Source organism: Peribacillus asahii, assembly GCF_003570725.1.
Lineage (GTDB): Bacteria > Bacillota > Bacilli > Bacillales > DSM-1321 > Peribacillus > Peribacillus asahii.
This window is the reverse complement of record NZ_QWVS01000018.1, coordinates 153168-177694: the sequence shown is the minus strand read 5'-3', so window position 1 is coordinate 177694 and position 24527 is coordinate 153168. Positions and strand designations below refer to the sequence as shown.

Genomic DNA, 24527 nt, shown 5'->3' with positions numbered 1-24527 from the left:
TTGATTAAATGCCCAATTTCACTAGGACACCCTCCCAATTCCCCCTACTTTGAATACATTGTAGAAGTGATTGCGAGGTGATTCTTATCAACGGTTTATATATGGACACTCCCTCTCTTAGAAGCCAACTTAATCACTGGGAAAGAACAGCCTTAGAACTATTCGAAATAAAAATGACCGATAAACAGAAACCGTTTCCTTGCATACCAGCTACAATAGGTTTTTCTTTAAACCAACTACGTTATGGGTTTATAGGAGATCCGAGGGAAGACACAACATTATACGAGCTTGCTGAATTATTAAATGATTTTACTGAAGTTTCGAGACAATTAGGCAGTTATACTTCTCTCATTGTATTTTATGAGACACCGCAAGATATGAAGGAAACGTACCAAGTTGAACAATATGAACAGATATTTTGGCAACAACTAAGCGGGTTAAGCGAAATTGATTATATAGATTGGCCAGAGGCTATGCCAACCGATCCACATAATCCTATTTGGGAGTTTTGTTATCACGGAGAACCCTATTTTATGTATTGTGCAACCCCTGCTCATAAGAATCGAAAAAGCAGGCAATTTGATTTCATGATGCTCGCTATTACACCTAGGTGGGTATTGCAAGAATTTAATAAATCTCATTCCTATGCTGAACGGATAAAAAAGAAGATACGAAATAGATTAAAACATTATGACTCCGCCCCCATTCATCCTCATCTAAAAAGCTATGGCCAAGAAGATAACTATGAGTGGAAACAATACTTTTTAAGAGATGATGATACATCGTTGTCAAAGTGTCCTTATCACAGTTTTCTAAAATTCTTAAAGCTGCGTGACTAAGGTATAACAAGTCGAGTAAGAAGTTTTTTATCTTCTCTTTCAACTTCTAATATCAATAACAAACAGTCCCCCTGTACTTTCCGACAGGGGGACTGTTTGTTACTGACTCTTTCATTCATTTATAGTTTCTCGTATATTAAATTACTCGAACTGTAACGATACCTTCAATTTGGCCAATTTTTTCTTGCAGGCTAGGAATGATATCACCATTAACTTCATTGTCAATGTCAATCATTGTATAAGCGTACTCTCCACGGCTTCTGTTAACCATGTCAGCAATGTTCAAGTTATCACTTGATAGAGCTGATGTGATTTGCCCAACCATGTTTGGAACGTTTTTATGGAAAGCTGCCACACGTCGTTTTCCAGTATAAGGAAGAGAAGCATTTGGGAAATTCACTGAGTTTTTAATATTTCCTGTTTCTAAAAATTCCTTCACTTGGCGAGCTGCCATAATCGCACAGTTTTCTTCTGATTCTGCTGTAGAAGCACCAAGATGTGGAATTGAAATTGTATTTTTCATTTTCAATACAGTTTCATTTGGGAAGTCCGTAATATACTTGCCAACTTTTTCGCTTTCAAGTGCCACTTCCATATCCACTTCATTCACAAGCTCACCGCGTGAGAAGTTCAAAATATGAACGCCTGGCTTCATGATACTGAATGTTGCTTTGTTAAACATTCCTCTTGTGTCATCAGTTAAAGGAACATGTACAGTGATATAATCAGAATTAGCAAACAGTTGTTCAATCGTCATAGCACGTTGCACATTGCGAGATAAGTTCCAAGCAGTATCAACAGAGATGAATGGATCAAACCCGATTACATCCATACCTAAATTAAGAGCATCATTTGCTACAAGTGCACCGATTGCACCTAGACCAATTACCCCTAAAGTTTTCCCTTTAATTTCTTTACCTACGAATTGTTTCTTTCCTGCTTCTACAAGTTTCGGAACTTGTTCTCCTTCACCTGCTAATGTTTTTGTCCAAGTTACACCATCAAAAAGGTTACGAGATGAAGCCATTAATGAAGTTAATACGATTTCTTTTACAGCGTTAGCATTTGCACCTGGAGTATTAAAAACAACGATTCCTTGCTCTGTGCATTTTTCAACCGGAATATTATTAACACCAGCTCCAGCTCGTGCGATAGCCTTTAAATTATCTCCGAATTCCATTGTGTGCATGTTAAAACTACGAACAACAACAGCATCAGGATTTTCATTATTATCATCAAGCTTATAGTTGTCTGTATTGAATACATTTAACCCAGCTTCTGCAATATTATTTAATGTCTTGATTGTGTTCACTTTATCTAAAATTACTGTGCTCATTCTGTCGTCTCCCTTTTCGTGTTTGATAGTTTTCAAATTCCTACTCTAATATTAACAAAATTTTAAGCATGTGACTTACTATCAATTAAATTTTTTGAAAATTTTTTGTTTACTAAAATAAGAAATTTACAATCAATATTGACTATCCCCCCTAGTAAACAGAAAGAGGTAAGGAACACTACTACACTTTCCTTACCTCTGCCCAGGCGAACGGCTACGACACTATGTGCTCCCTCGCGGTTATCCGCGTTTCGCCAGTCACACATAGCCTTTTCATTTGCCTTTATTCTATCGAATTGTTTATTAATTTTCAACCTTAAAAATGTTTCCATATGAAATTTTTTAAAGGTTAGCCTATGAATGAGTTGTTCTAAATATCTAGCTTGAATTAACTTTTTATTTTACTAGAAAATCATTCCAATAAAAACAACTTCACTAACTACAGGAAAATGACATTAAAATTCAATAAATGCCCGCATATCTTTTAAAAACTTTTTTATTCGCATAAAGGTATATAAAGTGACAGATTAATTGAGAGATAACAGAAAGGAGTGAGTAAATTCAGAACGGGAATCCACAAGCCTTTCGAGCTTTGTACGATAAGATACTTCTTAATGAATGCAATACAACCTAAAAAAGAACTGTTAATAAACTTTCTTAATTAAGCATCTATATTTTTATCAGGTAAAATTTTATGGGCTAGTTTATGCCCTCCTAACAGAGCAATTACAGTTAATATTCCAAATGGAGCACTTATTGCTAAATCATATAAATTGATTATCCTTTCATTTAAGAATCTATAAAATAAATAGATGGAATAAGGCAAAGTAATACATATGGCACTGCCGACGCCTAATGCATAAACCTGTAAATACAATGATTGACCTATATGCATAAACACGTGGAGAAACAGAATAAGGTTAAACCCTATCAATGGTCCATAGATCTGTTGCTCTACAGCAATAAAAGAAGCAACGACATACATGATAAACTGGAAAAATACAGGGATTGAAAATCTTGCTGAGGTAGTCCTAGCTAAGTCTTGAAATGTGCTCTTCATTCTATTTGGGACACGAGGCAAAAATTTCGCATAATATTTTTTAAACCAAGAATCAACAAAAATAATCTCTTCAAAATCATGAATTAAAAAGCTGATGGGAAACAACCAAATTAAAGTACCTATACTTATATTACTATTTAGCCAATCCAACATAAGCCCTCTCTCCTAATTCATAATGTTGTTTTTTCACTTGTCTTCAAGCCGTTCTGCAAGTTGCTGCAAAAGGACATAGCAACCAAGTTAGATGTTCCCGACTCTTAATTGTAGTGTTTAATCAAATATTAAAGCTAGGTTAATTGGGTGAATAGCATTTCAATTAGAAAGAGAATATAAGGATGACTGTATCCATTTATTCTCAAGAACACACCTATAATTATATGTAAAATCCCCAAAAAAAGGAGCGATTAGTACGAGCGAAATACCTAAATCTGTCTCTACCAAATCCCCCTCCCTCATAAAACAAGCCTTAATCGTTAATAAGAAACCATTTCCATGGGTAAAGGCCTTTTGTGCAGGATTAGCGGCATCCCTTCCCGTTATGATTGGATTATTATTTGGAAATTTAGAATATGGATTGTTAGCTGGAATGGGGGGATTTACTTATCTATACGTATTTAATATTCCCTATGCACAAAGAGCTAAAAAGCTATTTTTTGTTGTACTTGGCATAACTTTGTCTTCTGCACTAGGAACTCTGGCCGCTCCTTATCCATTTGCAACAGCCATTTTAATGGGAGTTATTGGAGCAACAGCTATTTTTATTTTTGGAGCTTTAAGAATTATCGGCCCCTCTGCCATCTTTTTCGTTTTAGTTTTTGCTATGACAACCGGTATGCCCGTTAATCCGGAGCTTGCTCCGTTACGTGCTGGTCTTGTTTTTCTCGGTGGGTCCCTATCATGGCTGATTGCCATAATAGGTTGGTTCTTTGACCCCCATGGGCCGGAAACAAGTGTAGTAAAAAGAGTATATGGAGAACTGGCAGCACTTCTCGATTCAGTTGGTACAGATACTTTTAATGAGGCCAGACATCGGGTTATGTCCGTTTTAAAGGAAGCAGAAGAAACACTTGTAGCAGGGTATATTCCTTGGAAAAATACGGATCTATTTAATCGATTGTATATATTAAATGGTCATGCAAATACGATGTTTTTGTACATACTTGAAAATTTTTCAGAAAATAAGTTCAAAATGCCGTCAGAATTAGGCGAAATCGTCCGTGAAATTGCCAATTCGCTGGATAAGAAGAAAAATAAGAGGAAAGAGGCTTTCAAAAAAATTCTTCAGCCTGAAGAATTGGATGAAAAGGTGGCCCTATTATTCACAAAAATATTTGATGCGGATGCTACCTTCAATGAGCCGACATCTAAAATTAATCAAGTCATTCGCATGCACAAACCGTCATTCAAGACCATTTTTTTCGGTGCTCTTGATAAAAACTCTATTGTTTTTATTACGGCTGTTCGGTTCAGTGTTGTTACCATTATTGCCGCTCTTATAGCTTATCAGTTTGAATTTACACGACCCTATTGGGTGCCGTTATCCTGTGTAGCTGTTATGTCCGGTTCTACAATTGTCGCTACCTATCATCGTGCAATTCAAAGAGGATTGGGAACAATTCTAGGTATTCTAATTGCCAGTTTAATTCTTGCAACTCACCCTACTGGATTCGTCATCGCTTTATTTATCCTGCTGTTAACATTTATTACAGAGCTATTTATTGTAAAAAATTATGGCCTTGCCGCATCATTCTTTACACCAAATGCTTTGCTAATGGCTGAAAGCACGAGTCAAAACAGCTTTAGCTTTTCTTATTTTGCCTCAGCCAGATTAATTGATATTTTAATCGGAAGTGTGATTGGTCTTATTGGAGTATTATTGATTGGTAGACGTTCTGCTTCTAGCCGTCTCCCCCATTTAATAACGAAAACAATCCGGAGCCAGGCGCAATTTTTATTCATTCTTTTCTCAGATCAAGGCATTGGCTTCAATGCTAGAAAAAGCAGAGAACGAATGAAAATGCGAACGAATTTAATTAACTTAAAAACATTATACAATACAGCCGCTGGAGAAATTCCAGTCAATAAAAAAGCATTGGAATATTATTGGCCAGTCATATTCTCCATCGAGCAATTAGGATATTTACTAGAAAATGGTTCAAGAATGGACAAGCGTCCTATTCTTGCGGATGAAACACTGGCCCAATTTCTTTATGTTTTTGAAACGATGGCTAATGCTACTGATCGACAACAGGCACCTTCTATAAAAAAGGTTCCTGAAATAGAAGGTTTTCCAAGCATACAACAAGAGATCATAACCTTGCAAAAATCACTTCAAATCAATGAAAAAGTTCCCGTATAAAAAGAGCAGAACCAAGTGTGGGCTGCTCTTTTTACAACATTCTAGTTCATTAGATTTAAAATAAAATCGCTTCAGCTAATAACCGATAGGAATTAATTTTGTCTTCAAAACGATGTGTCGTCGTAGTAATCATTATTTCATCTGTTTCATATTCTTTTTGCAGAGCTTGAAACCTTTCCTGTAATTGTTCTGGAGTGCCGATTAACATTTTTTGTTCCATTTGCTTTTTAACTTGTTTTTCTTCGGAAGATAATATTTCTCTCTTTGCTTCTTCAACAGATGGAATATATGCTCCTTTTCCTTTGGCGCTCCGAATTTTCCAAATAGACGAACTTAAAGCTAGCTCCCTTGCTCTCTCTTCTGTTTCCGCACAAATAGCTGTCACTGTGAGCAATGTTTTCGGGGAGGCCGACATACGCGACTTTTTAAAATTCTCTCTATAGCTTTTCATACTCGCTTGACCATCCGCTTCACTCATAAATTCTCCAAACGCATAAGCTACCCCATTTTCAGCTGCAAGCAGGGCACTTTTTTTACTCGTTCCAAGCATCCATATTTCAGGCGGGACATCTGGAACTGGCGCTGGTTTTACGTTGGAAAATGCATGTGAGTCAGGAAAATCATCATGAAGAAATTGGATTAATTCAGCAACTAGCTCCGGCATTTTCCATACGTTTTCAAGAAAGTTATTTGTTAGCGCCATTGATGCTTCTGCTGCTCCTCCAGGCGCTCGTCCAATTCCAAGGTCTATTCGATTCGGAAAAAGCGTAGCTAATGTATTAAATGTTTCTGCCACTTTATAGGGTTTATAGTAAGGCAGCAAAAGCGCTCCGCTGCCAAGCTTTATTTTTTCCGTATGAGCACCAATCACTCCTAACAAAATCTCTGGTGCAGAGCTCGCGAGTCCGCCTAAATCATGATGCTCTGTCAACCAATAACGAGTGTAACCAAATGCTTCACCTGCTTTGGCTAATTGAATCGATTGCTGTAAAGCTTCCTTCGCAGAAAGTCCTTCAGAAATTGGAGATTGATCAAGAATACTAAGCTTCACACTACATTCCTTCCTTCATTGTCAGGTAAGACTATACTATAGTATTTGGGCTAGGCTGTCTCTTGATTCGCTTAGACATGCATGAAAAAAGCTTTTCGAGAAAAACTAGGAAGGAAGCATAGAAAGGAGAGAAATAATATGAGTCGAGGCAAGCATTATAATCATAAAGAAAAAGGACACCCTGGGAACTTCCCTAAAAATAGTGTAGTCGAAGGAAAAAATCATATTGAACCTGGTAAACCAATTGAAAATATTATTCCGGAAGAAGCTTTTAAAAACCGCGTGAATGAAGAATAACTCATTCTATTTTGGTAAGGAACATCCTAAATCAAAAAAGCTTGAGGAAACTTTACTCAAGCTTTTTAAACATTTTTCGAATTGAATTAGTAGTTGTGTGATTATAATTAGCAGCTCCAATTTTAATAACAACTGCGGCCGCATTGCTCCCTCATCCTTAGTCTTACTTCCCTTTAAAAAAGTTCTCTATATTCTTCTGCATGCATTTGTTGTAGAGCATACTTTTCAACTGCTCCGAATGAAGTGCGAGGAAGTTCATCAATAATTTCAATAACATCTGGAACTTTGAATTTAGCCAATCGTAAGCGGCAGTAGTGCATAAGCTCTTCTTTTAATAATTCGTGATTCTTCCGCAAAACAACATAGGCTTTCATCCCTTCATCACGAATCTTATCAGGAATACCAATTACTGCAGCTTCATATACACTTGGATGTTCTTCAATAACACTTTCCACCTCGTTTGCAGAAACATTTTGTCCAGAACGTTTAATCATGTCTTTTTCCTCCTTCATATAGTTTCACCTTCACTAAATAGAGCGCTTATATTTTTTAAATAAACTTAAGATTAAACTGAAAATTCAAAAAACATGACCTTTACACCATTTTAAGTCACAAATGATTTACAGTCAATTTTTGCATTTTATGTATTTATTTATAATAACCAGGAGGGAAGATTAGAATGACTTGTTCTGTATATTAAAGAGACAAATAACTTAAAAAGACTGTCGAGAAACTCGACAGTCCGTCCAAAGTTTATCCCATACTTAACGGGCAGTACGCCCCTCACTGATGGAAGTTTCATTTTATATAACATTCTCTTCAATCACTCGCCAAACTGCCATACACTATGACTCAAATTTCCATAACGATAGCTTCGATGAAGTAATGTAGCTTTTTGTTGATTATGGGCTGCCCCCATCGCATAAAAAAGCGGAATAAAGTGTTCACTGCCATACAACGGTACGGCCAACTTTGCTGATGGGGCTAACGAGTGATACTGAAAAAGAGACTCAACATCCCAATTATTCAAATGCTCTTCCAGCCACTTGTCGAAATCGAGAGCCCATTGATCAATTTGATTTTCTCCCGCCATATTCACCATTCCTAAATTATGTACGGTACCTCCACTCCCAATAATTAAAATATCTTTTTCTCTCAATGCAGACAGAGAGTGACCAACTTTATATTGCTCCTCTGGTGAAAGATGTGGATTAACAGACATAGAAATGACCGGTATATCAGCATCTGGGTAAAGCATTCTAAGGACAACCCAAGCCCCATGATCTAATCCACGGCTTGTTTCTACTTCATAGGATATACCATGATCCGTAAGCAGTTCTTTAATTTCCTCTGAAAGCTGGTCGTTTCCTTTTGCAGGATATTGAATACGATATAACGCTTCAGGAAAACCACCGAAATCATAGATTGTTTCATATTCGTCTACTTGGCTTACCCTTTGCACCAAAGCCTCCCAATGCGCTGAAAATAAAACAACAGCTTTCGGTCTCGGTAATGTACGGCCTAGTTGCTGTACAAATTGTGTATACTCATTATCCTCAATCGCTAATAACGGTGCCCCGTGAGCGATAAAAAAAGATGGGAACATATTTATTCCTCCTTATTTCCTAATTCATGATGTAACCATTGCATAAAGTCTTGATAATTTTGCTGAGATACAGTATGACCTTCCGGGTAAGTATGAAAAGCTACATTCGCACCTAACTGTTTAAAATACTCATGGACTTACGAAGTTCATACATCATTGGTTTTTGCATGACTTTATCATTCCTTTATTATATTTTTTCTATTATAGTATTGTCTCATTATAATACTATTCATTTTAAACTTAATTTAAAAAAGTTAGCTAATTAACAAATAAAACAAGATAACGGAATGCACTTTCAAAAACATAACCAATAAAAAAATCCATCCAATCGGTTAGTAATTGGGATGGATTCAATGGGGAATTGTACACAATTATTAGATTTATAAAATAGCTTGAAGTAAATGAGACTGATTTGGAATACGACTGACCACTTCTTTTCCAATTTCAATTGAAGCTGTCGCAGCAGGTGATGGCGCGTTACATACGTGAATCGTACGTTTCCCCACAATAATATGGAAGTCGTCTACCATATTTCCATCATCCCTTAAAGCCTGGGCACGGACACCCGCGGGTGCTGGGATTAAATCCTCTTCTTGAATTTCAGGAATCAATTCTTGTAAGCTCTTTGTAAATTGCTTTTTACTAAAGGAGCGAACATATTCATCCATCCCTTCCTTCATGAACTTACTGGCTAACTTCCAGAACCCGCCGTAGCGAAGTACCTCAGCTAAATCTCTCGCATTAAAATCTGTTTTTTTATAGCCTTCACGTTTAAAACTAAGCACTGCATTGGGTCCAGCGTCTACTTCTCCACTAATCATCCTTGTAAAATGCACACCCAGAAACGGAAATTTAGGGTTGGGTACAGGATAAATTAAATTTTTGACAAGATATCGTTTTTCTGGCTTTAATTTATAATATTCTCCACGAAACGGTACAATTTTCATATCTGTTTTGTAGCCAGCTGCCGCTGCCACGCGATCACTATGGAGGCCAGCGCAATTGACCACCATCCGCGCTTTAAATGTACCGCGGCTCGTTTCAATCGTTACATTGTCCGATTCCTCATGGATTTTTTCTACTTTTGTATTAAGTTGAATCTCTCCCCCTTGTTCACGAATAATATCAGCAAATTTTTCGCTGACTTGTCGATAATTCACAATACCTGCCTGAGGCACACGAATCGCACTCAGTCCATTTACATGTGGTTCAATTTCTTTTAATTCATCGATAGAAATTTTTTGAATGTTTAATTTATTTTCCAGACCACGTTTATATAAATTATCAAGCAGGGGTAATTCCTCCTCTTTTGTCGCAACAATCACTTTCCCACAAATATCATGTTGAATTCCATGAGTCTGGCAAAATTTCGTCATAGATTGACTTCCCTGTCTCGCGAACCTTGCTTTAAAACTTCCTGGTTGATAATAGATCCCAGAGTGAATGACACCACTGTTATGACCTGTTTGATGTTCTGCTACAGCTGATTCCTTCTCAATAACAATCACCTTCGAATTTGGAAACCTCTCATAAATAGCCATTCCTGTTGATAAACCAACAATACCGCCACCTACAATTGCAAAATCATACATAGTCAATACCCCCATTTATTCTGGCTTTGTACTATTCAACCTCTCCATATATTCAATTAAATTATTTTTCGTTCGTAAAATATGATACTCCACTGCAGCCCGTAGCTCTTTTGGGTCTCCGCGTCGTACAGCTTCGTAAATCAATCGATGTTCACGTTGCGTTTCTTTGTGATAATCGATTAATAGATTAGGTGCAATCGGTGAAATGCCAAGCGTTTCAACCATTTTATGAACCCGTAACCACGGACACCCTTTCCTAAGCGTCTCATGAAACAATGCATTCAATTGAATGTACTGCTCATTCGTTTCATCGCATAGTTCAATTCCTTCCATTTGCAATAGAATCTCTTCCAAGTCATTTTTATCCTGTTCAGTTAAAAATGGCAATGACTTCTCAATGGCTAAGCCCTCTAGCATAGCACGAGTATCATAGATTTCTTCAATATGATCCCGTGTAATAGGCGTGACGACTGCTCCTTTATGCGGAACCATTTCAACAAGTCCTTCCATTTGTAACCGCGTTAACGCTTCTCGAATCGGCATCCGGCTGACATTTAACCGCTCTGCCCACTCTTCCTGAATAAGCCGATCTCCTTCTTTCAGTTCTCCTACTAAAATAGCCTGTCTCAGCTTTTTGGTCACTTCATTAACAACTGTGGACTTATCTTTCTTTTTACTTTCTAGCAAAGAAATCCACCTCGCATTAAATTGGATACAATTTACATATTATCATGTTTATTACATCGCGTAAACCTTAAAAACACACAAAAATTGGATACAACCTATTGAAAAAATCAAACATTAATGCTCTCCCTCTTGCCTATCTATTGGTAGGTTCATTAACAAGTTACACCGTACTGTGTTACTATATTGATACAAAACTTTCTATCTTCCTTATAAAGGAGAGTGCAAAAACAATGCATCGTCATAATCCATCCACCTCTGTTTGTTCAGCCGTATTAACGGTCAGTGATACAAGGACAAAAGAGAATGATACAAGCGGAAAAGAAATTTCTAACCTTTTAACAGAACAACAGCACACTGTACATGACTATCAAATTGTAAAAGATGAATTGTCATTGATTACTTCTACCATTCAAGACTGGTGTAAAAATCCACTGATTCAGATGATTATTATTACTGGAGGAACAGGCTTTACGCCTCGCGATGTTACATATGAAGCTGTTTCTAATCTTCTTGATAAAGAAATGCAAGGGTTTGGAGAACTGTTTCGCTCTTTAAGTTACATAGAAATCGGTCCTAAATCGATGTTCAGCAGAGCCGTAGCTGGAAGTCTCGATGGGAAAGCCATTTATGCTCTTCCTGGTTCCACAAATGCAGTGAGGCTCGCCATGAACAAGTTAATTTTACCGACATGTCAACATTTCGTGGAGGAATTAAACCGACAATGAAAATAGCAGGTGTCATTTTAGCTGGGGGTAAGTCCTCACGTTACGGTAAACCAAAAATGTTTGAAACCTATAAGGGCAAATGCTTTTATGAACATAGTGTCGATGCACTCAAGGCCCATTCTCTTTCTCCTATTGTTATTGTCACTAATGATGATTTATTTCCTTCTTTCAAACGAAATGATGTGGAGTTTATTATTGAACATGATACAAATGCTTATCAAGGTCCATTATTCGCTATGTATCAAGCCTTATCCAGCATAGCTGATGCTGACTGGTTTTTTGTCCTATCATGTGATATTCCTTTTGTACATTCTGCTTTTGTTGAATATATGATTCGTTTAACTAAGGATAGTGAGTATGACGCCATTGTCCCTGTTCAAGCTGATCAAATCCATCCGCTGTTGGCTTTATACCATCGCCGAAGCCTCGTTACGATGAAACAATTAGTAGATCGAAACGAAAGAAAAATCCGCTTATTTTTAGACCAAATTCGTGTACAAACGATCCCCTTCTCTAATGAGGATTCAGTGTTTATTAATATTAATCATCGCGAAGATTGGCTTACCTATAAACAAGCTTCTCAACAGACCAAGGAAGCACATAATGAGCAATCTCTTACACAAAGAACAGAGATCTTTTATAAAAAATGATTTCCACATAAAGCAAGGGGCTAACTTCAAAGCTTATAAGCCTTGAAGTTAGCCCCTTGCTCAATGGAACCTGTTTAAGAATATATTCTAGTTTTAGTTATAACTAGTTATAATTAGTTATAACTAATTCGGAAAGGAAGAGGAGCCATGAAAAAATTCAATCTTTTATTTTTCTCCGTTCTGCTGTTATTGCTAATCGCGTCCGGCTGTTCAACAAATGAACAAAGTAAAAAATCAGATGAACAGCAACAAGAAACCTCCGATAAAAAAGTAGAATTAACGATTTCAGCCGCCGCAAGTTTGCAAGATGCTTTAACTGAGATAACAGCGACTTTTGAGAAGGAACATCCTAATGTACACATTACCTATAATTTCGGAGCTTCCGGGTCTCTTCAACAACAAATTTCTCAAGGAGCACCGGTCGATATTTTCTTCTCTGCTGCTGAGGACAAATTCGATATGTTAGTAGAAGAAGGGCTAATAGAAAAGGATAAAGGAGTCGACCTTGTTGGAAATGAAATTGTGTTGGTCGTTCCAAAGGATTCAGATAAAGTAATTAAGGCATTTGAAGATCTCACCAAAGCTGAGAAAATTTCTATCGGTACACCTGAAACTGTACCAGCAGGGAAATATGCTAAAAAAACATTAGAACATTTAAAAATCTGGACAGCTGTTGAAAAGAAAATCGTATATGCCAAAGATGTTCGCCAAGTGCTTACATATATCGAAACAAACAATGTGGACGCAGGAATCGTCTATAAAACGGATGCCTTAATTTCTCCAAAAGTTGAAATTGTTGCAACGGCTAAAGAAAATACTCACGCACCTATTATTTATCCAGTCGGTGTGATTAAGAATAGTTCCCATCCAAAAGAAGCCCAACTTTTCTATGAATATCTCCAAAATGAACAATCTATCACAACATTTAAAAAATATGGATTTAAAGGTCTACAGTAACTAAAATGACTTCAGATTTTTGGTCACCAGTCAGACTCTCCCTTGAGGTAGCGTCTGTATCTAGTGTAATAGTTGTCATTTTAGGAGTAATATGTGGAAGCGTAATGGCTAAGGCTGCATTCAAAGGGAAAGCCATCGTTGAAACGATTTTCCTTTTACCTTTAGTCTTACCTCCTACTGTTGTGGGCTTTTTATTAATTGTACTATTTGGAAGGAATAGTCCAGTCGGACAATTGATTGAGTGGATTTTTAAACAACCGGTTATGTTTACATGGTGGGCTGCCGTCATTGCCGCTGTTGTTGTATCCTTTCCACTTATGTATCAATCGGCTAAGGCAGGCTTTGAAGCAATTGATCAGGATATTGAAAATGCAGCTCGTGTCGATGGAGCAAATGAATATAAAATATTTCTTTTTATTTCTATTCCGCTTGCACTTAAATCGATTATTTCGGGTGCAATCTTAAGTTTTGCACGAGCGTTAGGGGAATTCGGGGCCACTTTAATGTTTGCCGGAAATCTGCCTGGCCAAACACAAACAACTTCTACAGCGATTTATATCGCTATTGACTCAGGGAATATGGGAATGGCTTGGTTATGGGTTACAAGTATGATTGTGATTTCATTTTTTATGTTAATCTGCGTACGCTTAATGAAACCTTAATCAGAAAATATAGGAGATGTCGCCTCTGATGGCTGAATTAAAATTAGTCAATGTTTATAAAATGTATGATCAGACCGTAACAGCTGTAGAAAATTTTAATCTGCATGTGAAAGATAAGGAGTTCATCGTTTTTGTCGGCCCTTCAGGTTGCGGAAAATCAACAACTCTTCGTATGATCGCCGGCCTGGAAGAACTATCGCAAGGCGATTTTTATATCGATGAAAAAAAAGTAAATCACGTGCCATCTAAAGATCGTGATATAGCAATGGTTTTCCAAAACTATGCATTATATCCGCATATGTCTGTATATGACAATATAGCGTTTGGTCTGAAGCTTCGTAAACTTCCTAAAAACGAAATCAATCGTCGGGTAAACGAAGTAGCTGCCATACTCGGAATTCAATCCTGTCTAAATCGTAAACCTAAGGCTTTATCCGGAGGTCAGCGTCAGCGTGTAGCTTTAGGACGTGCGATTGTCCGTGACGCAAAGGTGTTCTTGATGGATGAACCTTTATCAAACCTTGATGCAAAGCTCCGTGTACAAATGCGTACAGAAATTATTAAACTCCATCAGCGTTTACAGACAACTACCATTTATGTCACGCATGATCAGACGGAAGCGATGACAATGGCTACTCGCCTTGTTGTGATGAAAGATGGCAGGATTCAGCAGGTCGGAGTTCCAAAAGACGTCTACGAAAAGCCTGAAAATGTGTTTGTAGGCGGTTTTATCGGTTCACCAGCCATGAATTTCTTAAATGGAAAGCTAGCAGAAAACAAATTTACAATCGGCAGTATACAGATAACGGTCCCAGAACACAAAATGAACATGCTGCGTGACCAAGGGTATGTTGGAAAAGAGATTATTCTTGGTATTAGACCGGAAGATGTTCATCATGAATCTACGTTTACCAACGCTGCAAAAGGGACTGCAATCCGTACCAAAGCGGAAGTCTCTGAATTCACAGGCGCTGAAACGATTATCTATTTCCAGATTGAAGGGCAAAATTTTACAGCTCGCGTCCATTCACATATAAGCATTTCCTCTGGACAAATGTGTGATCTCGTATTTGATATGGATAAAGCCCATTTCTTTGATTGTCATACAGAATTAAGAATTCGTTTCAATCATGACCCCTTCTCTCCTTAATTCTGTATACGACTACAGCTGCTCTATTATTTCGCCTTCCATAAACCGACCATTTTGTTCCATTTATTTCTAATCAAATTCTATAATTACGGATTTTAGTGCGCCTGCTGTATAATATAATGACATAAGCAGATGAAATTGAAGCATTTTGGCGTATAATTTTATTAATATAAGAACCTGAAATATCTCAGCAGGAAGAGGTTATCAATAAAATGGAATCAGCAACGGAACAAATGAGGTATAAAAAAATATTTTTAAAATATATGGTAGAGCAACAATCTTTGTTTTTAAATGAATGGTATGAGACCAAAATAATGGATGAAAATGACCTCTACAAAGAAAAGATAAAAGAAAACGGAATTATGTTGTATTCATTCATCCTGAATGCCATTAAAGGCTCTTTGTCCGACGACGAGCTGAAGCAATTGGCTTATGAGGTTGCAAATGAACGTATTGAAGCAAATATTAATATTGGTGATTTTATATACAATATTAACTTAGGAAGAAATATCATTGTCAGGAATGTTTTTGGAGCAAATATCCCCTTAAATGATATACAACTGATAATCAATGACATCATCAATCTATTCGATACATTTAGCTTCCATGCCGTGACGAGATATACACATCTAAAAAATAAAGTGATAGAAGAAAAGAACACTTTCATAAGTGAAAATCACAGAGATAAGTTGGCAGTACTAGGACAAATATCATCCAGTTTTGTTCACGAATTCAGAAACCCCCTAACCGCAGTTATGGGCTTTAATAAACTCTTGAAAAAGGAAAATCCCCATCTGAAATATCTAGATATCATGGATTATGAACTAAATCAGCTGAATTTCAGGATAACGCAATTCCTTCACACTTCCAAAGCTGATTTTAATGAGGGAAAAAGGGAAAAATTTTCCATCCGGGACCTATTTGATGAAATTCAACAACTAACTTATGCAAGTATAGTCGATGAAAGCATAAATGTAGATATAGAAATCCCCCCTGACTTTTTTATAATAGCGAGCAGAGATGCGCTAAAACAAGTATTACTAAACCTTTTTATAAATTCCATTGATGCATTAAAGCATAAAGATCAGCCTAGGACTTTGAAAGTACTTTCTTTCACTGAGTCAGATGAACAGATAATCAGCATATCAAACAACGGACCTGCCATTGCAAGTGAATACATCGAATCAATTTTCGAGCCTTTTTTCACAACGAAAGAATTAGGAACAGGTATCGGCTTGTACGTTTGTAAGAAGATCGTAGAATGTTATGGTGGTTATATGAGTTGTGTATCTAACGATAATTTAACAACATTCAATATACATTTCCCAAATAATTGAGTGTTTATAGACTAACTGTCCAAAGGAGTGAAAATCATGTCTTATCTAAAAAGTGTAGATTGGTTAAAAGATCTAATGGAGCAAAAGGTCCTTCAGTTTGTAATCGTGGATGTCCGATTTAGTTTAGGTGATCCAACTGCAGGCAGAAAATCTTATCTAAATGGGCATATTCCAGGCGCCGTTTACTTGGATTTAGATCAGGATTTATCTAGCGTAGTAGGCCAACATGGCGGAAGACACCCATTACCCAATATAGATGAACTATGTAATAAATTAGGAGAGATAGGAATTGATCAATCCACTTATGTAATTATTTATGATGATCAAGATGGGATGTTTGCCGCGCGTTTATGGTGGCAATTGCGTTATTTAGGGCATACAAATACATATATCTTAAATGGAGGTTACTCTAAATGGGTGCAAGCTGGATTGGATCAAACAACAGACATTCCACAATATGAGAAAAGGACCTTCCATCCCGCTTTGCTTTCAGATGAAATCATGTATATGGAAGATGTGAAAAACAGACTTCACCATGAAAATGTTCTCTTAATCGACTCACGAGAAAGAACGAGATACCTTGGGGAAGAAGAACCGATAGATAAAAGAGCGGGGCATATTCCTGGTGCCATCAACTATTTCTGGAAAGAGGCCATTACTGAATCCGGAGAATGGAAGACAAAGAATGATTTACAGAAGCACTTTTCTTCTGTACCAAAAGAAAAAGAAATTATCGTGTATTGCGGTTCTGGCGTTTCTGCCTGTCCTAATATCTTGGCATTACATGAAGCTGGCTATCAAAATGTAAAACTGTATGCTGGTAGCTGGAGCGACTGGATTAGCTATCCTGAAAATGAAATCGCTTTGGGAGAAGAATAAACTATGATAGAAATACTTGTTAGCTAGTCAGCTAGGCGGCAACCGATGGAGTCAATAAACAATCACTCAAGCCTTGACCCTAGATTTTATCGAACGTTAAAATATGAGAGCTGAAACTTGAACGCATAAGAACTTTAATTTCTGAGCTTTATATCTTGAGTTTTGATTGTTGAACTTTTATTCATCTAGTATCAACTATTTAATATCATCTCATGATAAAAGATGGCGGCTGTTACGCCATAGCCGCCCGTGCGTGTTTAAGTTTTATCAGTTTTCGACTAACTAACAGTATTTTCTTTTTATTCTACATGAATTTTTGTGATTGTGTTACTTTCAGAAAGAACAAAATCACACTCTGTTTCAAAGTCTTCGATTCTTTTTGTTAATTGTTCAATTTTACTTTTTAGGTCAAGAGAATCTATCAATTTTGCTTCATTATCTGCTTTAAACGCTTTTGTAATTTCTTCATTTTCCATCGCTTTCGCCTTCCCGTCTTTTCCGTAAAGCGCCTCGAGTTGACGATCCAAGCGATGTTTAACCTCTTCATTTACTTCATCAACATAATCAACTAGGTTCGTATATGTACTTTTCAATTTCGCTAATAACGTTTTCTCATACTCAATCGATGTTTTCCGTTCAATGACCTCTGCCACCGTCATCGTTACGCCAGCAACTTCAACAGTCGTTGTTGCATTCGATACAACAATTGCCGACTTAATCTTATTTCGTCTTTTAATTAAATCTTGAACAGACTGATAATCCGCTTTAGCCCGTTTTTCAATCTCCTCGACACTGTTGAATCCAGTCATCACTTTCTTCCCAACAATATAGCCGCCAAACGTTGCATCATGAATGGTACGTTGAATTCTTTTATCTAACAGTTTTAATTCTGATAAAGCACGAGTAATAGTAATTTCCAAAATGAACTCCTCCTCGTTATGTACATCACCTCGGCAATGTAAAGCCATTGATACTAGTCTATCATAATTAAAGAATAATTATGATAATTTTAGAAACACAGACTTTAGATAGGATATGTGAATCAAAACAAGCCCTATAAAAAAGGAATCGAAAAGCTCACGATCACCCTCGATTCCCTTAAACCCTATTTTTCTAACATTCCTTACCCACCACTGACTGGAGGAATGAATGCAACCGTATCTCGATCCTTTAGCGTTTCATCCTCTGTCACGAAGCTTTCATTAACAGCCACCATCACTTGCTGAAGCGAAGAAAGCTGATATTCCGTTTGAAGATACTCTTTTAATTGTGAAACGGTAATATCTTGTTTCTCTACTTGCAGCTGGTCCATTCCAACTTCTTCACGTATTCCTGCAAAAAATAAAACCGTGATCACATCGATTCCCCCTTACTTGGTTTTCCTTCAGGATATTCAACCGTCTCTAGCTGATCTCCTATCCACTTCGTTCCATCTTCCCAAAACTCTTTTTTCCAAATAGGGACAATTTGTTTAATCCGTTCAATGGCATATTCATTTGCTTCATATGCCGTTTTTCGATGCGGGGAGGAGACCGCAATAACTACAGCAACTTCTGTTATATCTAATTTACCTACACGATGAGTAATAGCTGTTAAGGCATCTGGCCATTTTTGCTGAATTTCATCTCCAATTTGACTAAGCATTTTAACAGCCATTGGTTCATACGCTTGATATTCAAGAGATAACGTCTTTTTCCCTTTTGTAAATTCTCTAACCGTCCCAATAAAAGTCGTAATCGCACCGGCCTCTCTTCGGGAAACCTTATTAATTAATGCTTCTACCGAAATAGGACTATGCGTAATTTCAAATAACTCCATCCTTATTCACCACTTCCATTAAGAAATCTATATATAAGTGATCTTCGTTTAATTGAAACACTTTATAGTTCTGAACTAGTTTTTGATTTACCTGCACACGGCTAATGATACACTGTACATTCGTTAAAGAATCCAGTATAGAAAGATCCTGTTCATCTCGAAGCAAGACTACTTTCGGATAACTTTCTTTTTTATACCCTTCAATGAATAGGACATCTATCGAAAAAAACTGATAAAATCGAAGCATGTCCTCCAGACTCAAATCATCCATCTTAGCACGCAGCTGTAAAATACCGTCTCCTTCTACACCAGCTACGATAGCCCCTGCCTCATAATGACGGAGACTATCTTTAGACGGTGATTCATAAGAGGGGGCCCCGCCATGCCCATGATGCTTGATGGATGCTGCTCTTAATCCGACTTGTGCCGCTCTGCTAATTAATTTTTCCATCAATGTCGTCTTACCGCTATTTTGATACCCTACGACCTGTAAGATGGGACAATATTTTCCCAAGGCCACTCACTTCCTTGAACATCTTCTACTAAAAGGACATCCACCATCATTCCTTGTTTATAGCCCCTGGTCCCTCCAGGAAGCATAATGAAAACGTCCGCTTCCGCTAAAGAAGAAACTGCACTGGATGCATTGAAACCAGAAGGAGAAGCAATCATCTTACCTTCCTCAAAAGAAATGTGTCCTCTAATAAAACGAGTAAACGGATTCGGTTTTGTAAAATCCTCTCCTAACCAGGCACTCTCTCTTTTTAGATGTGGTTGTTCACTAAATAAATAGGTACGAATAATAGGTCGCACAAATAATTCAAAGCCCACATAACAAGCGGAGGGATTCCCAGACAATCCAAACAGAAGCTTGCCATTCAGCTCTGCAACCGTTGTGACACTTCCAGGTCTCATGGCCACTTTATTAAACAGAACCGACGCGCCTAATTTCTCATAAATCGCTGGTAAATAATCATAATCCCCTACGGAAACACCGCCCGTTGTAATTAATAGGTCTACTTCTGATAAGGCTTGCTTAACAGCTAGAAAACATTGATCCAAATCATCGCTTAGCTTACCAAAATACTTAACCTCTCCACCTGCTCTTTCAATTTGAGCCAAAATCATATATGCATTACTATTGCGGATTTTCCCAGGTTCAAGTGGTTCTTCTACTTCAAGAAGTTCACTTCCAGTTGCAATTACTCCAACGACTGGCTTTTTAGCAACAGGTACCTCTTTGTATCCAAAAGTTGCAAGTAATGCTGAAACTCCAGGATTGATATATGTACCTTTTTTCACTAATATCGTGCCCTTTTGTGTATCCTCACCTTGAAAGGAGATATTATCACCCTTTTTATAAGAGCGTTTAATTTCAATGAACTTTTGATTATTGTCTGTATATTCCCGCGTTAATTCCAGCATGACAACAGCATTGCATCCTTCAGGAATTTGCGCTCCCGTCATAATTCGAACAGCTTCAAACGCTTGAACAGTTCCATCAAAGACAGAACCCGCACCAATTTCCCCTACTACTTTTAATGATAAAGGATGATTGGAAGAAGCAGATTTTGTATCTTCTGCTCTAATAGCAAATCCATCATACGGTGATCGATCAAAGGAAGGTACATCATGATCAGCTTTTAAATCTTGTGCCAAAAAACGGCCGTAAGCCTGTTCAATGGCTATTGTTTCTATTACTCCCCTTTGGGCAAATTCCATCACTTTGCGAACACAATTTTCTACTGAAATAGGGGTTCGTTTCTCTACCATAACGCTCGCTCCTTCTACTATCCTAATAAACGATAATAAAGATTTTTGGCCGCTTGAATATCATTCGTTCCATGAATAAAAACGCGACCATCACGAAAAATAACCATACGATAATCCTGAAGTTGACAAGACAACAGGTAAGGGTTTTGTTCAACTGTTCCATGATTTTGCAATTGTTTCTGTAACTGATCAAAGTTAGGCTGACTACGTCTATTCGGCCTAATTTGAACTGTATTTCTTCCGCATAACACTTCCGTTTTTGTTTGATTTTCATAAGACAAATAAGGATATGTTCTAATCGTCCCACAGGATGGACAGTCGGCCGTTTCTATTTTGTCTAATTTAATAGAGTAGTGCTGATTGCTCCATACATCGAAAGTCAAAAAAGTATTTCGAAGTGATGAAAAATCCTCTACAAGAATTTTAAATGCTTCAGCCACTTGATAGGCCGCTACGATTTGTACCGCTGGACTAATAATTCCGATAGTATCGCACGTAGCTCCACCGACTGGAACGTATTTTAATAGACAATGTAGACATGGTGTTTTTCCTGGGAGAATCGTATGAGTCGCTCCATAGCTTCCAACGCAAGACCCATAAATCCAAGGTATATTATGTTTATGAGATAAGTCATTTAAAATAAAGCGAATATCAAAATTGTCTGTAGCATCGATGATTATGTCCACATTATGCAGCAAACCCTCTAAATTTGTTGCACTCGCATCCATCACAAGCGCTTCAATTTCAACCTCTGAATTAATCTTGTGTAAATGTTCTTTAGCAGCAATTGCTTTTGGCATCTTCAATCTAGCATCTTGTTCATTGTATAATTGTTGACGCTGTAAATTACTCCATTCAACATAATCGCGGTCAATCAGAGTCAGCTTGCCAATACCTGCTCGGACAAATGCTTCAGCAGCGGCACTTCCTAATGCCCCTGCTCCAACAATTAATACATGCTTTTGGCTAATTTTCTCTTGCCCTTTCACACCAATATGGTTGAATAGCTGCTGCCGTGAATAGCGATTTGACATTGACACGCCCTCCCTTCGTACTCTATTGTAGGTTCATAAACAAGCTAACTAACAGGTCGATTAGAAAAGGCGAAAAAGCCCTCTAATTCACTTCAGTTACATACAGAAACACGTTGAAAAACAGCAAGGAGGCAAAGAATGAGTAATTTCTCACACTGGAATGAAGAAGGAAGACCCAAAATGGTAGATATCTCTCAAAAAGATGTCACAACACGTACAGCAATCGCTCAAAGTACAATTTCTTTTTCTAATGAATTATATGAAGCCATTCAAAATGGATTAATTAAAAAAGGAGATCCCCTTCAAGTAGCCCAAATTGCCGGAATTATGGGTGCCAAAAAAACGGCTGACATCATTCCGATGTGTCATCCCATTATGTTACAAGGCGTAGATTTCACCTTTAATTATCAACAACAAGCGGCTGGATATGATTTAATCATCCAAGCTACAGTTAAATGCAGTGGAAAAACAGGAGTCGAAATGGAAGCATTAACTGCCGCATCCATCGCCGCTCTTACGTTTTATGACATGTGTAAAGCCGTTGATAAGACAATGGTTATTAAAGAAACCTTTCTTGTTCAAAAAACAGGAGGAAAAAGCGGCGACTTCTTTCATGAAAAGTAATGGCCTATTCTAAGAAAAGCGCTTAACTAGACCATAGAGCCGATGACGCCTTGAGCTAGACACCGAAACATGTTGAAAATGTTATACTTTCTTATTTTCTAAGAACAATCGATGAAACAAGGGACTAGCTACTAAGAGCAGATGCTTTAAAGTTCAGTCCCTTTTTCATAGACAATTTGCTTCATACTCTTCGGGATATTAACCACCAATATGAGACATTTCTACTTTTGAACGTTTCTTCGTTCCATTTCCTCTTTCATCTGAATACCGATCGCCACGATGATTCCAAATATCTGTAATAACCTTAGCGACCTCTTCGTCCGCTTTATTTGAACGTAACAAATCACGCAAATCAAAGCCTTTCGATGCAAATAAGCACGTATATAGCTTTCCTTCAGCTGAAACACGCACTCTTGAACAACTTGAACAAAAAGAATCAGTAACCGATGAAATGATCCCAATTTCTTCATCACTGTCTACATATCGATATCTAGTTGCTACTTCGCCTGGATAATTCGGCGGAATCTGTTCTAGAGGCATTACTTCGCCAATTTTATTTAGAATCTGCTGTTTCGTAACGACATCATCCATTCTCCAGCCATTCGAATTCCCTACATCCATATATTCAATAAAACGAAGCGTATGCTTTTTTTCTTTAAAATATTTAGCCATCGAAACAATATCTTGATCATTCTTTCCTTTCTGAACAACCATGTTTACTTTCACTTCTAATCCTGCATTAGATGCAGCTTCAATACCTTCTAACACACTTGCTACCGTCCCTCTCTGACCATTTAATTGATGAAACCGTTCCTCATCCAATGAATCAAGACTGACGGTTACTCGTGATAATCCTGCATTAAATAGCTTGGAAGCAAATTTCTTCAAAAGGGATCCATTCGTTGTCACTGCAATATCTCTTATTCCCTTTATTAATTTCAACCGATAAATCAGCTCAGGAAGATTCTTTCTTAATAATGGCTCTCCTCCTGTAATACGCACTTTCTGGACGCCTAAAGAAGCAAATATAGAGGTTAATCGTTCCATTTCATCAAAGGATAAAATTTTTTCCGAAGATAAAAACGGATAATCACTTCCAAATATCTCTTCCGGCATGCAATATCGACAGCGAAAATTGCAACGATCTGTCACAGATAAACGCAAATCTCTTAGGGGGCGCTGCAATGTATCAGCTATACTAGCTTGCATGTTTCTCACCTCTCATCTCTGATAGCGAACCTTACTTCTCATGTTATATATAATAACATTATTTTTTTATAATTACTTACTATTTGAACAAATCCTTTTCGGACAAGTATATATATTTAAAGATTGATTTCTAATAAACCCTACCGTTGTGATTCCTAATTCTTCTGCTAGATTTAATGCCAATTCGGTAGGTGCAGATTTAGAAAGGACAATCTCACATCCTATTTTCGCTACTTTTAATAAAATCTCTGAAGATATTCGCCCGCTAAACACAATGATTTTATCTTCAATCGGAATATTATGTTTCAAACAATACCCATATATTTTATCTAATGCATTATGTCGCCCAATATCCATGCGACTTAATAAAAATCCATTTTTATCACATAATGCTGCATTATGAACTCCCCCTGTCTCATGAAACGTAGTCGCTGAATTTTGCATATTATTCATGAGACGGAAACACTCATCAGGGGAGATCCTCACTCGGATGTCGTTCATTTTCTTAGCAGTAAGAGCATCATTAGCAAAAACAAAGCCTTGTCTGCTCATTCCACAACACGAAGTGATATACCGTTTATTTTGAAGGTTTTGATAATACGGATTCAACTTATCAATCTTCACATGTGCATATCCTTCTTTTTCTTGAATCCAAATATCTTTAATGTCTTCATACTTTCGAATAATACCTTCAGATGCTAAATAACCAATTACCATGTCTTCAATGTACTCAGGAGTACAAACCATCGTAACAAATTCTTGTTCATTGATTTTAACCGTAACAGGGAATTCGGTCACAATTGTATCTTCAGCATCCATTATTTTTCCATTACTGAACTTAAGAATTTCCCTTTTCTTCACGATTGTCTTCATTTCAACTTC

The 24527-nt window shown here is 37.3% G+C and carries 26 protein-coding genes and 1 riboswitch; of the genes, 11 read left to right on the top strand and 15 right to left on the bottom strand.

Annotation, left to right across the window (positions count from 1 at the left end; all coding sequences use genetic code 11):
* Positions 1–101 precede the first annotated feature (101 nt).
* The gene (locus D1953_RS11715) at positions 102–839 is read left to right on the top strand and encodes a YqcI/YcgG family protein (RefSeq protein WP_119117395.1); all 738 of its coding nucleotides are present in this window, start codon (positions 102–104) and stop codon (positions 837–839) included.
* Positions 840–975: 136 nt separating this feature from the next.
* Here D1953_RS11715 and D1953_RS11710 read toward each other — a convergent pair whose 3' ends face one another.
* A complete protein-coding gene (locus D1953_RS11710; protein ID WP_119117365.1) occupies positions 976–2175 on the bottom strand; it encodes a phosphoglycerate dehydrogenase in 1200 nt (399 codons plus the stop codon).
* A gap of 193 nt (positions 2176–2368) precedes the next feature.
* Positions 2369–2447: riboswitch (ZMP/ZTP riboswitch) on the bottom strand.
* 389 nt (positions 2448–2836) lie between these two features.
* Positions 2837–3388, bottom strand: a complete 552-nt coding sequence (locus tag D1953_RS11700) for an HXXEE domain-containing protein (protein ID WP_119117363.1) — start codon at positions 3386–3388, stop codon at positions 2837–2839.
* 385 nt (positions 3389–3773) lie between these two features.
* On the opposite strand from D1953_RS11700, the gene D1953_RS11695 reads away from it, so the two are divergent.
* Positions 3774–5594, top strand: coding sequence for an FUSC family protein (locus D1953_RS11695; RefSeq protein ID WP_245980063.1), 1821 nt, complete (start codon positions 3774–3776; stop codon positions 5592–5594).
* Positions 5595–5649: 55 nt separating this feature from the next.
* Here the strand turns inward: D1953_RS11695 and D1953_RS11690 are convergent, their stop codons facing one another.
* The gene (locus tag D1953_RS11690; protein WP_119117361.1) at positions 5650–6645 is read right to left on the bottom strand and encodes an LLM class flavin-dependent oxidoreductase; all 996 of its coding nucleotides are present in this window, start codon (positions 6643–6645) and stop codon (positions 5650–5652) included.
* 138 nt (positions 6646–6783) lie between these two features.
* Here D1953_RS11690 and D1953_RS21255 point away from each other — a divergent pair, with 138 nt between their 5' ends.
* Complete coding sequence (locus tag D1953_RS21255; protein ID WP_182480584.1) at positions 6784–6942, top strand: hypothetical protein; 159 nt, start codon at positions 6784–6786, stop codon at positions 6940–6942.
* 173 nt (positions 6943–7115) lie between these two features.
* Here D1953_RS21255 and D1953_RS11685 read toward each other — a convergent pair whose 3' ends face one another.
* The 4 genes from D1953_RS11685 to D1953_RS11670 all read right to left on the bottom strand — a co-directional run bounded on the left by D1953_RS11685 (position 7116) and on the right by D1953_RS11670 (position 10827).
* Positions 7116–7436 carry an AMP-binding enzyme gene (locus tag D1953_RS11685; RefSeq protein ID WP_245980060.1) on the bottom strand — a complete coding sequence of 107 codons (321 nt, stop codon included), beginning with the start codon at positions 7434–7436 and terminating at the stop codon, positions 7116–7118.
* Between the two features lie 329 nt (positions 7437–7765).
* Entirely contained in the window at positions 7766–8548 is a 783-nt protein-coding gene (locus D1953_RS11680) for a dioxygenase family protein (protein ID WP_119117359.1), read from the bottom strand.
* Between the two features lie 380 nt (positions 8549–8928).
* Positions 8929–10140 carry an L-2-hydroxyglutarate oxidase gene (gene lhgO, locus D1953_RS11675; protein ID WP_119117358.1) on the bottom strand — a complete coding sequence of 404 codons (1212 nt, stop codon included), beginning with the start codon at positions 10138–10140 and terminating at the stop codon, positions 8929–8931.
* 15 nt (positions 10141–10155) lie between these two features.
* Positions 10156–10827 (bottom strand): GntR family transcriptional regulator, encoded by a 672-nt coding sequence (locus tag D1953_RS11670; protein WP_119117357.1) that lies wholly within the window; start codon positions 10825–10827, stop codon positions 10156–10158.
* Between the two features lie 230 nt (positions 10828–11057).
* Between D1953_RS11670 and D1953_RS11665 the strand changes: the two genes are divergently transcribed.
* The 7 genes from D1953_RS11665 to D1953_RS11635 all read left to right on the top strand — a co-directional run bounded on the left by D1953_RS11665 (position 11058) and on the right by D1953_RS11635 (position 17187).
* The gene (locus tag D1953_RS11665; RefSeq protein WP_119117356.1) at positions 11058–11552 is read left to right on the top strand and encodes a MogA/MoaB family molybdenum cofactor biosynthesis protein; all 495 of its coding nucleotides are present in this window, start codon (positions 11058–11060) and stop codon (positions 11550–11552) included.
* Positions 11549–12202 (top strand): molybdenum cofactor guanylyltransferase, encoded by a 654-nt coding sequence (locus D1953_RS11660; protein ID WP_119117355.1) that lies wholly within the window; start codon positions 11549–11551, stop codon positions 12200–12202. The genes D1953_RS11665 and D1953_RS11660 overlap by 4 nt, the downstream gene beginning before the upstream one ends.
* A gap of 147 nt (positions 12203–12349) precedes the next feature.
* A complete protein-coding gene (modA, locus tag D1953_RS11655) occupies positions 12350–13159 on the top strand; it encodes a molybdate ABC transporter substrate-binding protein (RefSeq protein WP_119117354.1) in 810 nt (269 codons plus the stop codon).
* A gap of 5 nt (positions 13160–13164) precedes the next feature.
* Positions 13165–13821, top strand: a complete 657-nt coding sequence (gene modB, locus D1953_RS11650) for a molybdate ABC transporter permease subunit (protein WP_119117353.1) — start codon at positions 13165–13167, stop codon at positions 13819–13821.
* 28 nt (positions 13822–13849) lie between these two features.
* The gene (locus tag D1953_RS11645; RefSeq protein WP_119117352.1) at positions 13850–14971 is read left to right on the top strand and encodes an ABC transporter ATP-binding protein; all 1122 of its coding nucleotides are present in this window, start codon (positions 13850–13852) and stop codon (positions 14969–14971) included.
* Positions 14972–15183: 212 nt separating this feature from the next.
* Entirely contained in the window at positions 15184–16308 is a 1125-nt protein-coding gene (locus D1953_RS11640) for a histidine kinase N-terminal domain-containing protein (RefSeq protein WP_119117351.1), read from the top strand.
* A 36-nt stretch (positions 16309–16344) separates the two neighbouring features.
* Complete coding sequence (locus D1953_RS11635; RefSeq protein ID WP_119117350.1) at positions 16345–17187, top strand: sulfurtransferase; 843 nt, start codon at positions 16345–16347, stop codon at positions 17185–17187.
* 299 nt (positions 17188–17486) lie between these two features.
* Here D1953_RS11635 and D1953_RS11630 read toward each other — a convergent pair whose 3' ends face one another.
* From D1953_RS11630 to D1953_RS11605, 6 genes are all read right to left on the bottom strand, one after another.
* Complete coding sequence (locus D1953_RS11630; protein ID WP_119117349.1) at positions 17487–18107, bottom strand: hypothetical protein; 621 nt, start codon at positions 18105–18107, stop codon at positions 17487–17489.
* A 203-nt stretch (positions 18108–18310) separates the two neighbouring features.
* Complete coding sequence (gene moaD / locus D1953_RS11625; protein ID WP_119117348.1) at positions 18311–18544, bottom strand: molybdopterin converting factor subunit 1; 234 nt, start codon at positions 18542–18544, stop codon at positions 18311–18313.
* Entirely contained in the window at positions 18541–19011 is a 471-nt protein-coding gene (locus D1953_RS11620; protein ID WP_119117347.1) for a molybdenum cofactor biosynthesis protein MoaE, read from the bottom strand. The genes moaD and D1953_RS11620 overlap by 4 nt, the downstream gene beginning before the upstream one ends.
* The gene (mobB, locus tag D1953_RS11615) at positions 18992–19525 is read right to left on the bottom strand and encodes a molybdopterin-guanine dinucleotide biosynthesis protein B (protein WP_119117346.1); all 534 of its coding nucleotides are present in this window, start codon (positions 19523–19525) and stop codon (positions 18992–18994) included. The genes D1953_RS11620 and mobB overlap by 20 nt, the downstream gene beginning before the upstream one ends.
* Entirely contained in the window at positions 19486–20778 is a 1293-nt protein-coding gene (locus D1953_RS11610) for a molybdopterin molybdotransferase MoeA (RefSeq protein ID WP_119117345.1), read from the bottom strand. The genes mobB and D1953_RS11610 overlap by 40 nt, the downstream gene beginning before the upstream one ends.
* 17 nt (positions 20779–20795) lie before the next feature.
* Positions 20796–21812, bottom strand: a complete 1017-nt coding sequence (locus D1953_RS11605) for a MoeB/ThiF family adenylyltransferase (protein ID WP_119117344.1) — start codon at positions 21810–21812, stop codon at positions 20796–20798.
* A 138-nt stretch (positions 21813–21950) separates the two neighbouring features.
* Here D1953_RS11605 and moaC point away from each other — a divergent pair, with 138 nt between their 5' ends.
* On the top strand, positions 21951–22436 hold the full coding sequence (gene moaC, locus D1953_RS11600) for a cyclic pyranopterin monophosphate synthase MoaC (RefSeq protein ID WP_119117343.1): 486 nt from the start codon (positions 21951–21953) through the stop codon (positions 22434–22436).
* A gap of 198 nt (positions 22437–22634) precedes the next feature.
* On the opposite strand, the gene moaA is transcribed toward moaC, so the two are convergent.
* Both moaA and fdhD read right to left on the bottom strand, forming a co-directional pair.
* On the bottom strand, positions 22635–23645 hold the full coding sequence (gene moaA / locus D1953_RS11595; protein WP_119117342.1) for a GTP 3',8-cyclase MoaA: 1011 nt from the start codon (positions 23643–23645) through the stop codon (positions 22635–22637).
* A 72-nt stretch (positions 23646–23717) separates the two neighbouring features.
* Positions 23718–24518, bottom strand: a complete 801-nt coding sequence (fdhD, locus tag D1953_RS11590; RefSeq protein ID WP_119117341.1) for a formate dehydrogenase accessory sulfurtransferase FdhD — start codon at positions 24516–24518, stop codon at positions 23718–23720.
* Positions 24519–24527: the final 9 nt, after the last annotated feature.

Bases quoted from the DNA above. Each gene is read 5' to 3' on its own strand.
- fdhD (WP_119117341.1), bottom strand. From the start codon at position 24,518: ATGAAGACAATCGTGAAGAAAAGGGAAATTCTTAAGTTCAGTAATGGA.
- D1953_RS11710 (WP_119117365.1), bottom strand. From the start codon at position 2,175: ATGAGCACAGTAATTTTAGATAAAGTGAACACAATCAAGACATTAAAT.
- D1953_RS21255 (WP_182480584.1), top strand. From the start codon at position 6,784: ATGAGTCGAGGCAAGCATTATAATCATAAAGAAAAAGGACACCCTGGG.
- D1953_RS11610 (WP_119117345.1), bottom strand. From the start codon at position 20,778: ATGGTAGAGAAACGAACCCCTATTTCAGTAGAAAATTGTGTTCGCAAA.
- moaA (WP_119117342.1), bottom strand. From the start codon at position 23,645: ATGCAAGCTAGTATAGCTGATACATTGCAGCGCCCCCTAAGAGATTTG.
- D1953_RS11685 (WP_245980060.1), bottom strand. From the start codon at position 7,436: ATGATTAAACGTTCTGGACAAAATGTTTCTGCAAACGAGGTGGAAAGT.
- D1953_RS11605 (WP_119117344.1), bottom strand. From the start codon at position 21,812: ATGTCAAATCGCTATTCACGGCAGCAGCTATTCAACCATATTGGTGTG.
- lhgO (WP_119117358.1), bottom strand. From the start codon at position 10,140: ATGTATGATTTTGCAATTGTAGGTGGCGGTATTGTTGGTTTATCAACA.
- D1953_RS11715 (WP_119117395.1), top strand. From the start codon at position 102: ATGGACACTCCCTCTCTTAGAAGCCAACTTAATCACTGGGAAAGAACA.
- modA (WP_119117354.1), top strand. From the start codon at position 12,350: ATGAAAAAATTCAATCTTTTATTTTTCTCCGTTCTGCTGTTATTGCTA.
- D1953_RS11635 (WP_119117350.1), top strand. From the start codon at position 16,345: ATGTCTTATCTAAAAAGTGTAGATTGGTTAAAAGATCTAATGGAGCAA.
- moaC (WP_119117343.1), top strand. From the start codon at position 21,951: ATGAGTAATTTCTCACACTGGAATGAAGAAGGAAGACCCAAAATGGTA.
- D1953_RS11680 (WP_119117359.1), bottom strand. From the start codon at position 8,548: ATGTTCCCATCTTTTTTTATCGCTCACGGGGCACCGTTATTAGCGATT.
- D1953_RS11660 (WP_119117355.1), top strand. From the start codon at position 11,549: ATGAAAATAGCAGGTGTCATTTTAGCTGGGGGTAAGTCCTCACGTTAC.
- modB (WP_119117353.1), top strand. From the start codon at position 13,165: ATGACTTCAGATTTTTGGTCACCAGTCAGACTCTCCCTTGAGGTAGCG.
- D1953_RS11645 (WP_119117352.1), top strand. From the start codon at position 13,850: ATGGCTGAATTAAAATTAGTCAATGTTTATAAAATGTATGATCAGACC.
- D1953_RS11695 (WP_245980063.1), top strand. From the start codon at position 3,774: ATGATTGGATTATTATTTGGAAATTTAGAATATGGATTGTTAGCTGGA.
- D1953_RS11640 (WP_119117351.1), top strand. From the start codon at position 15,184: ATGGAATCAGCAACGGAACAAATGAGGTATAAAAAAATATTTTTAAAA.
- D1953_RS11665 (WP_119117356.1), top strand. From the start codon at position 11,058: ATGCATCGTCATAATCCATCCACCTCTGTTTGTTCAGCCGTATTAACG.
- D1953_RS11700 (WP_119117363.1), bottom strand. From the start codon at position 3,388: ATGTTGGATTGGCTAAATAGTAATATAAGTATAGGTACTTTAATTTGG.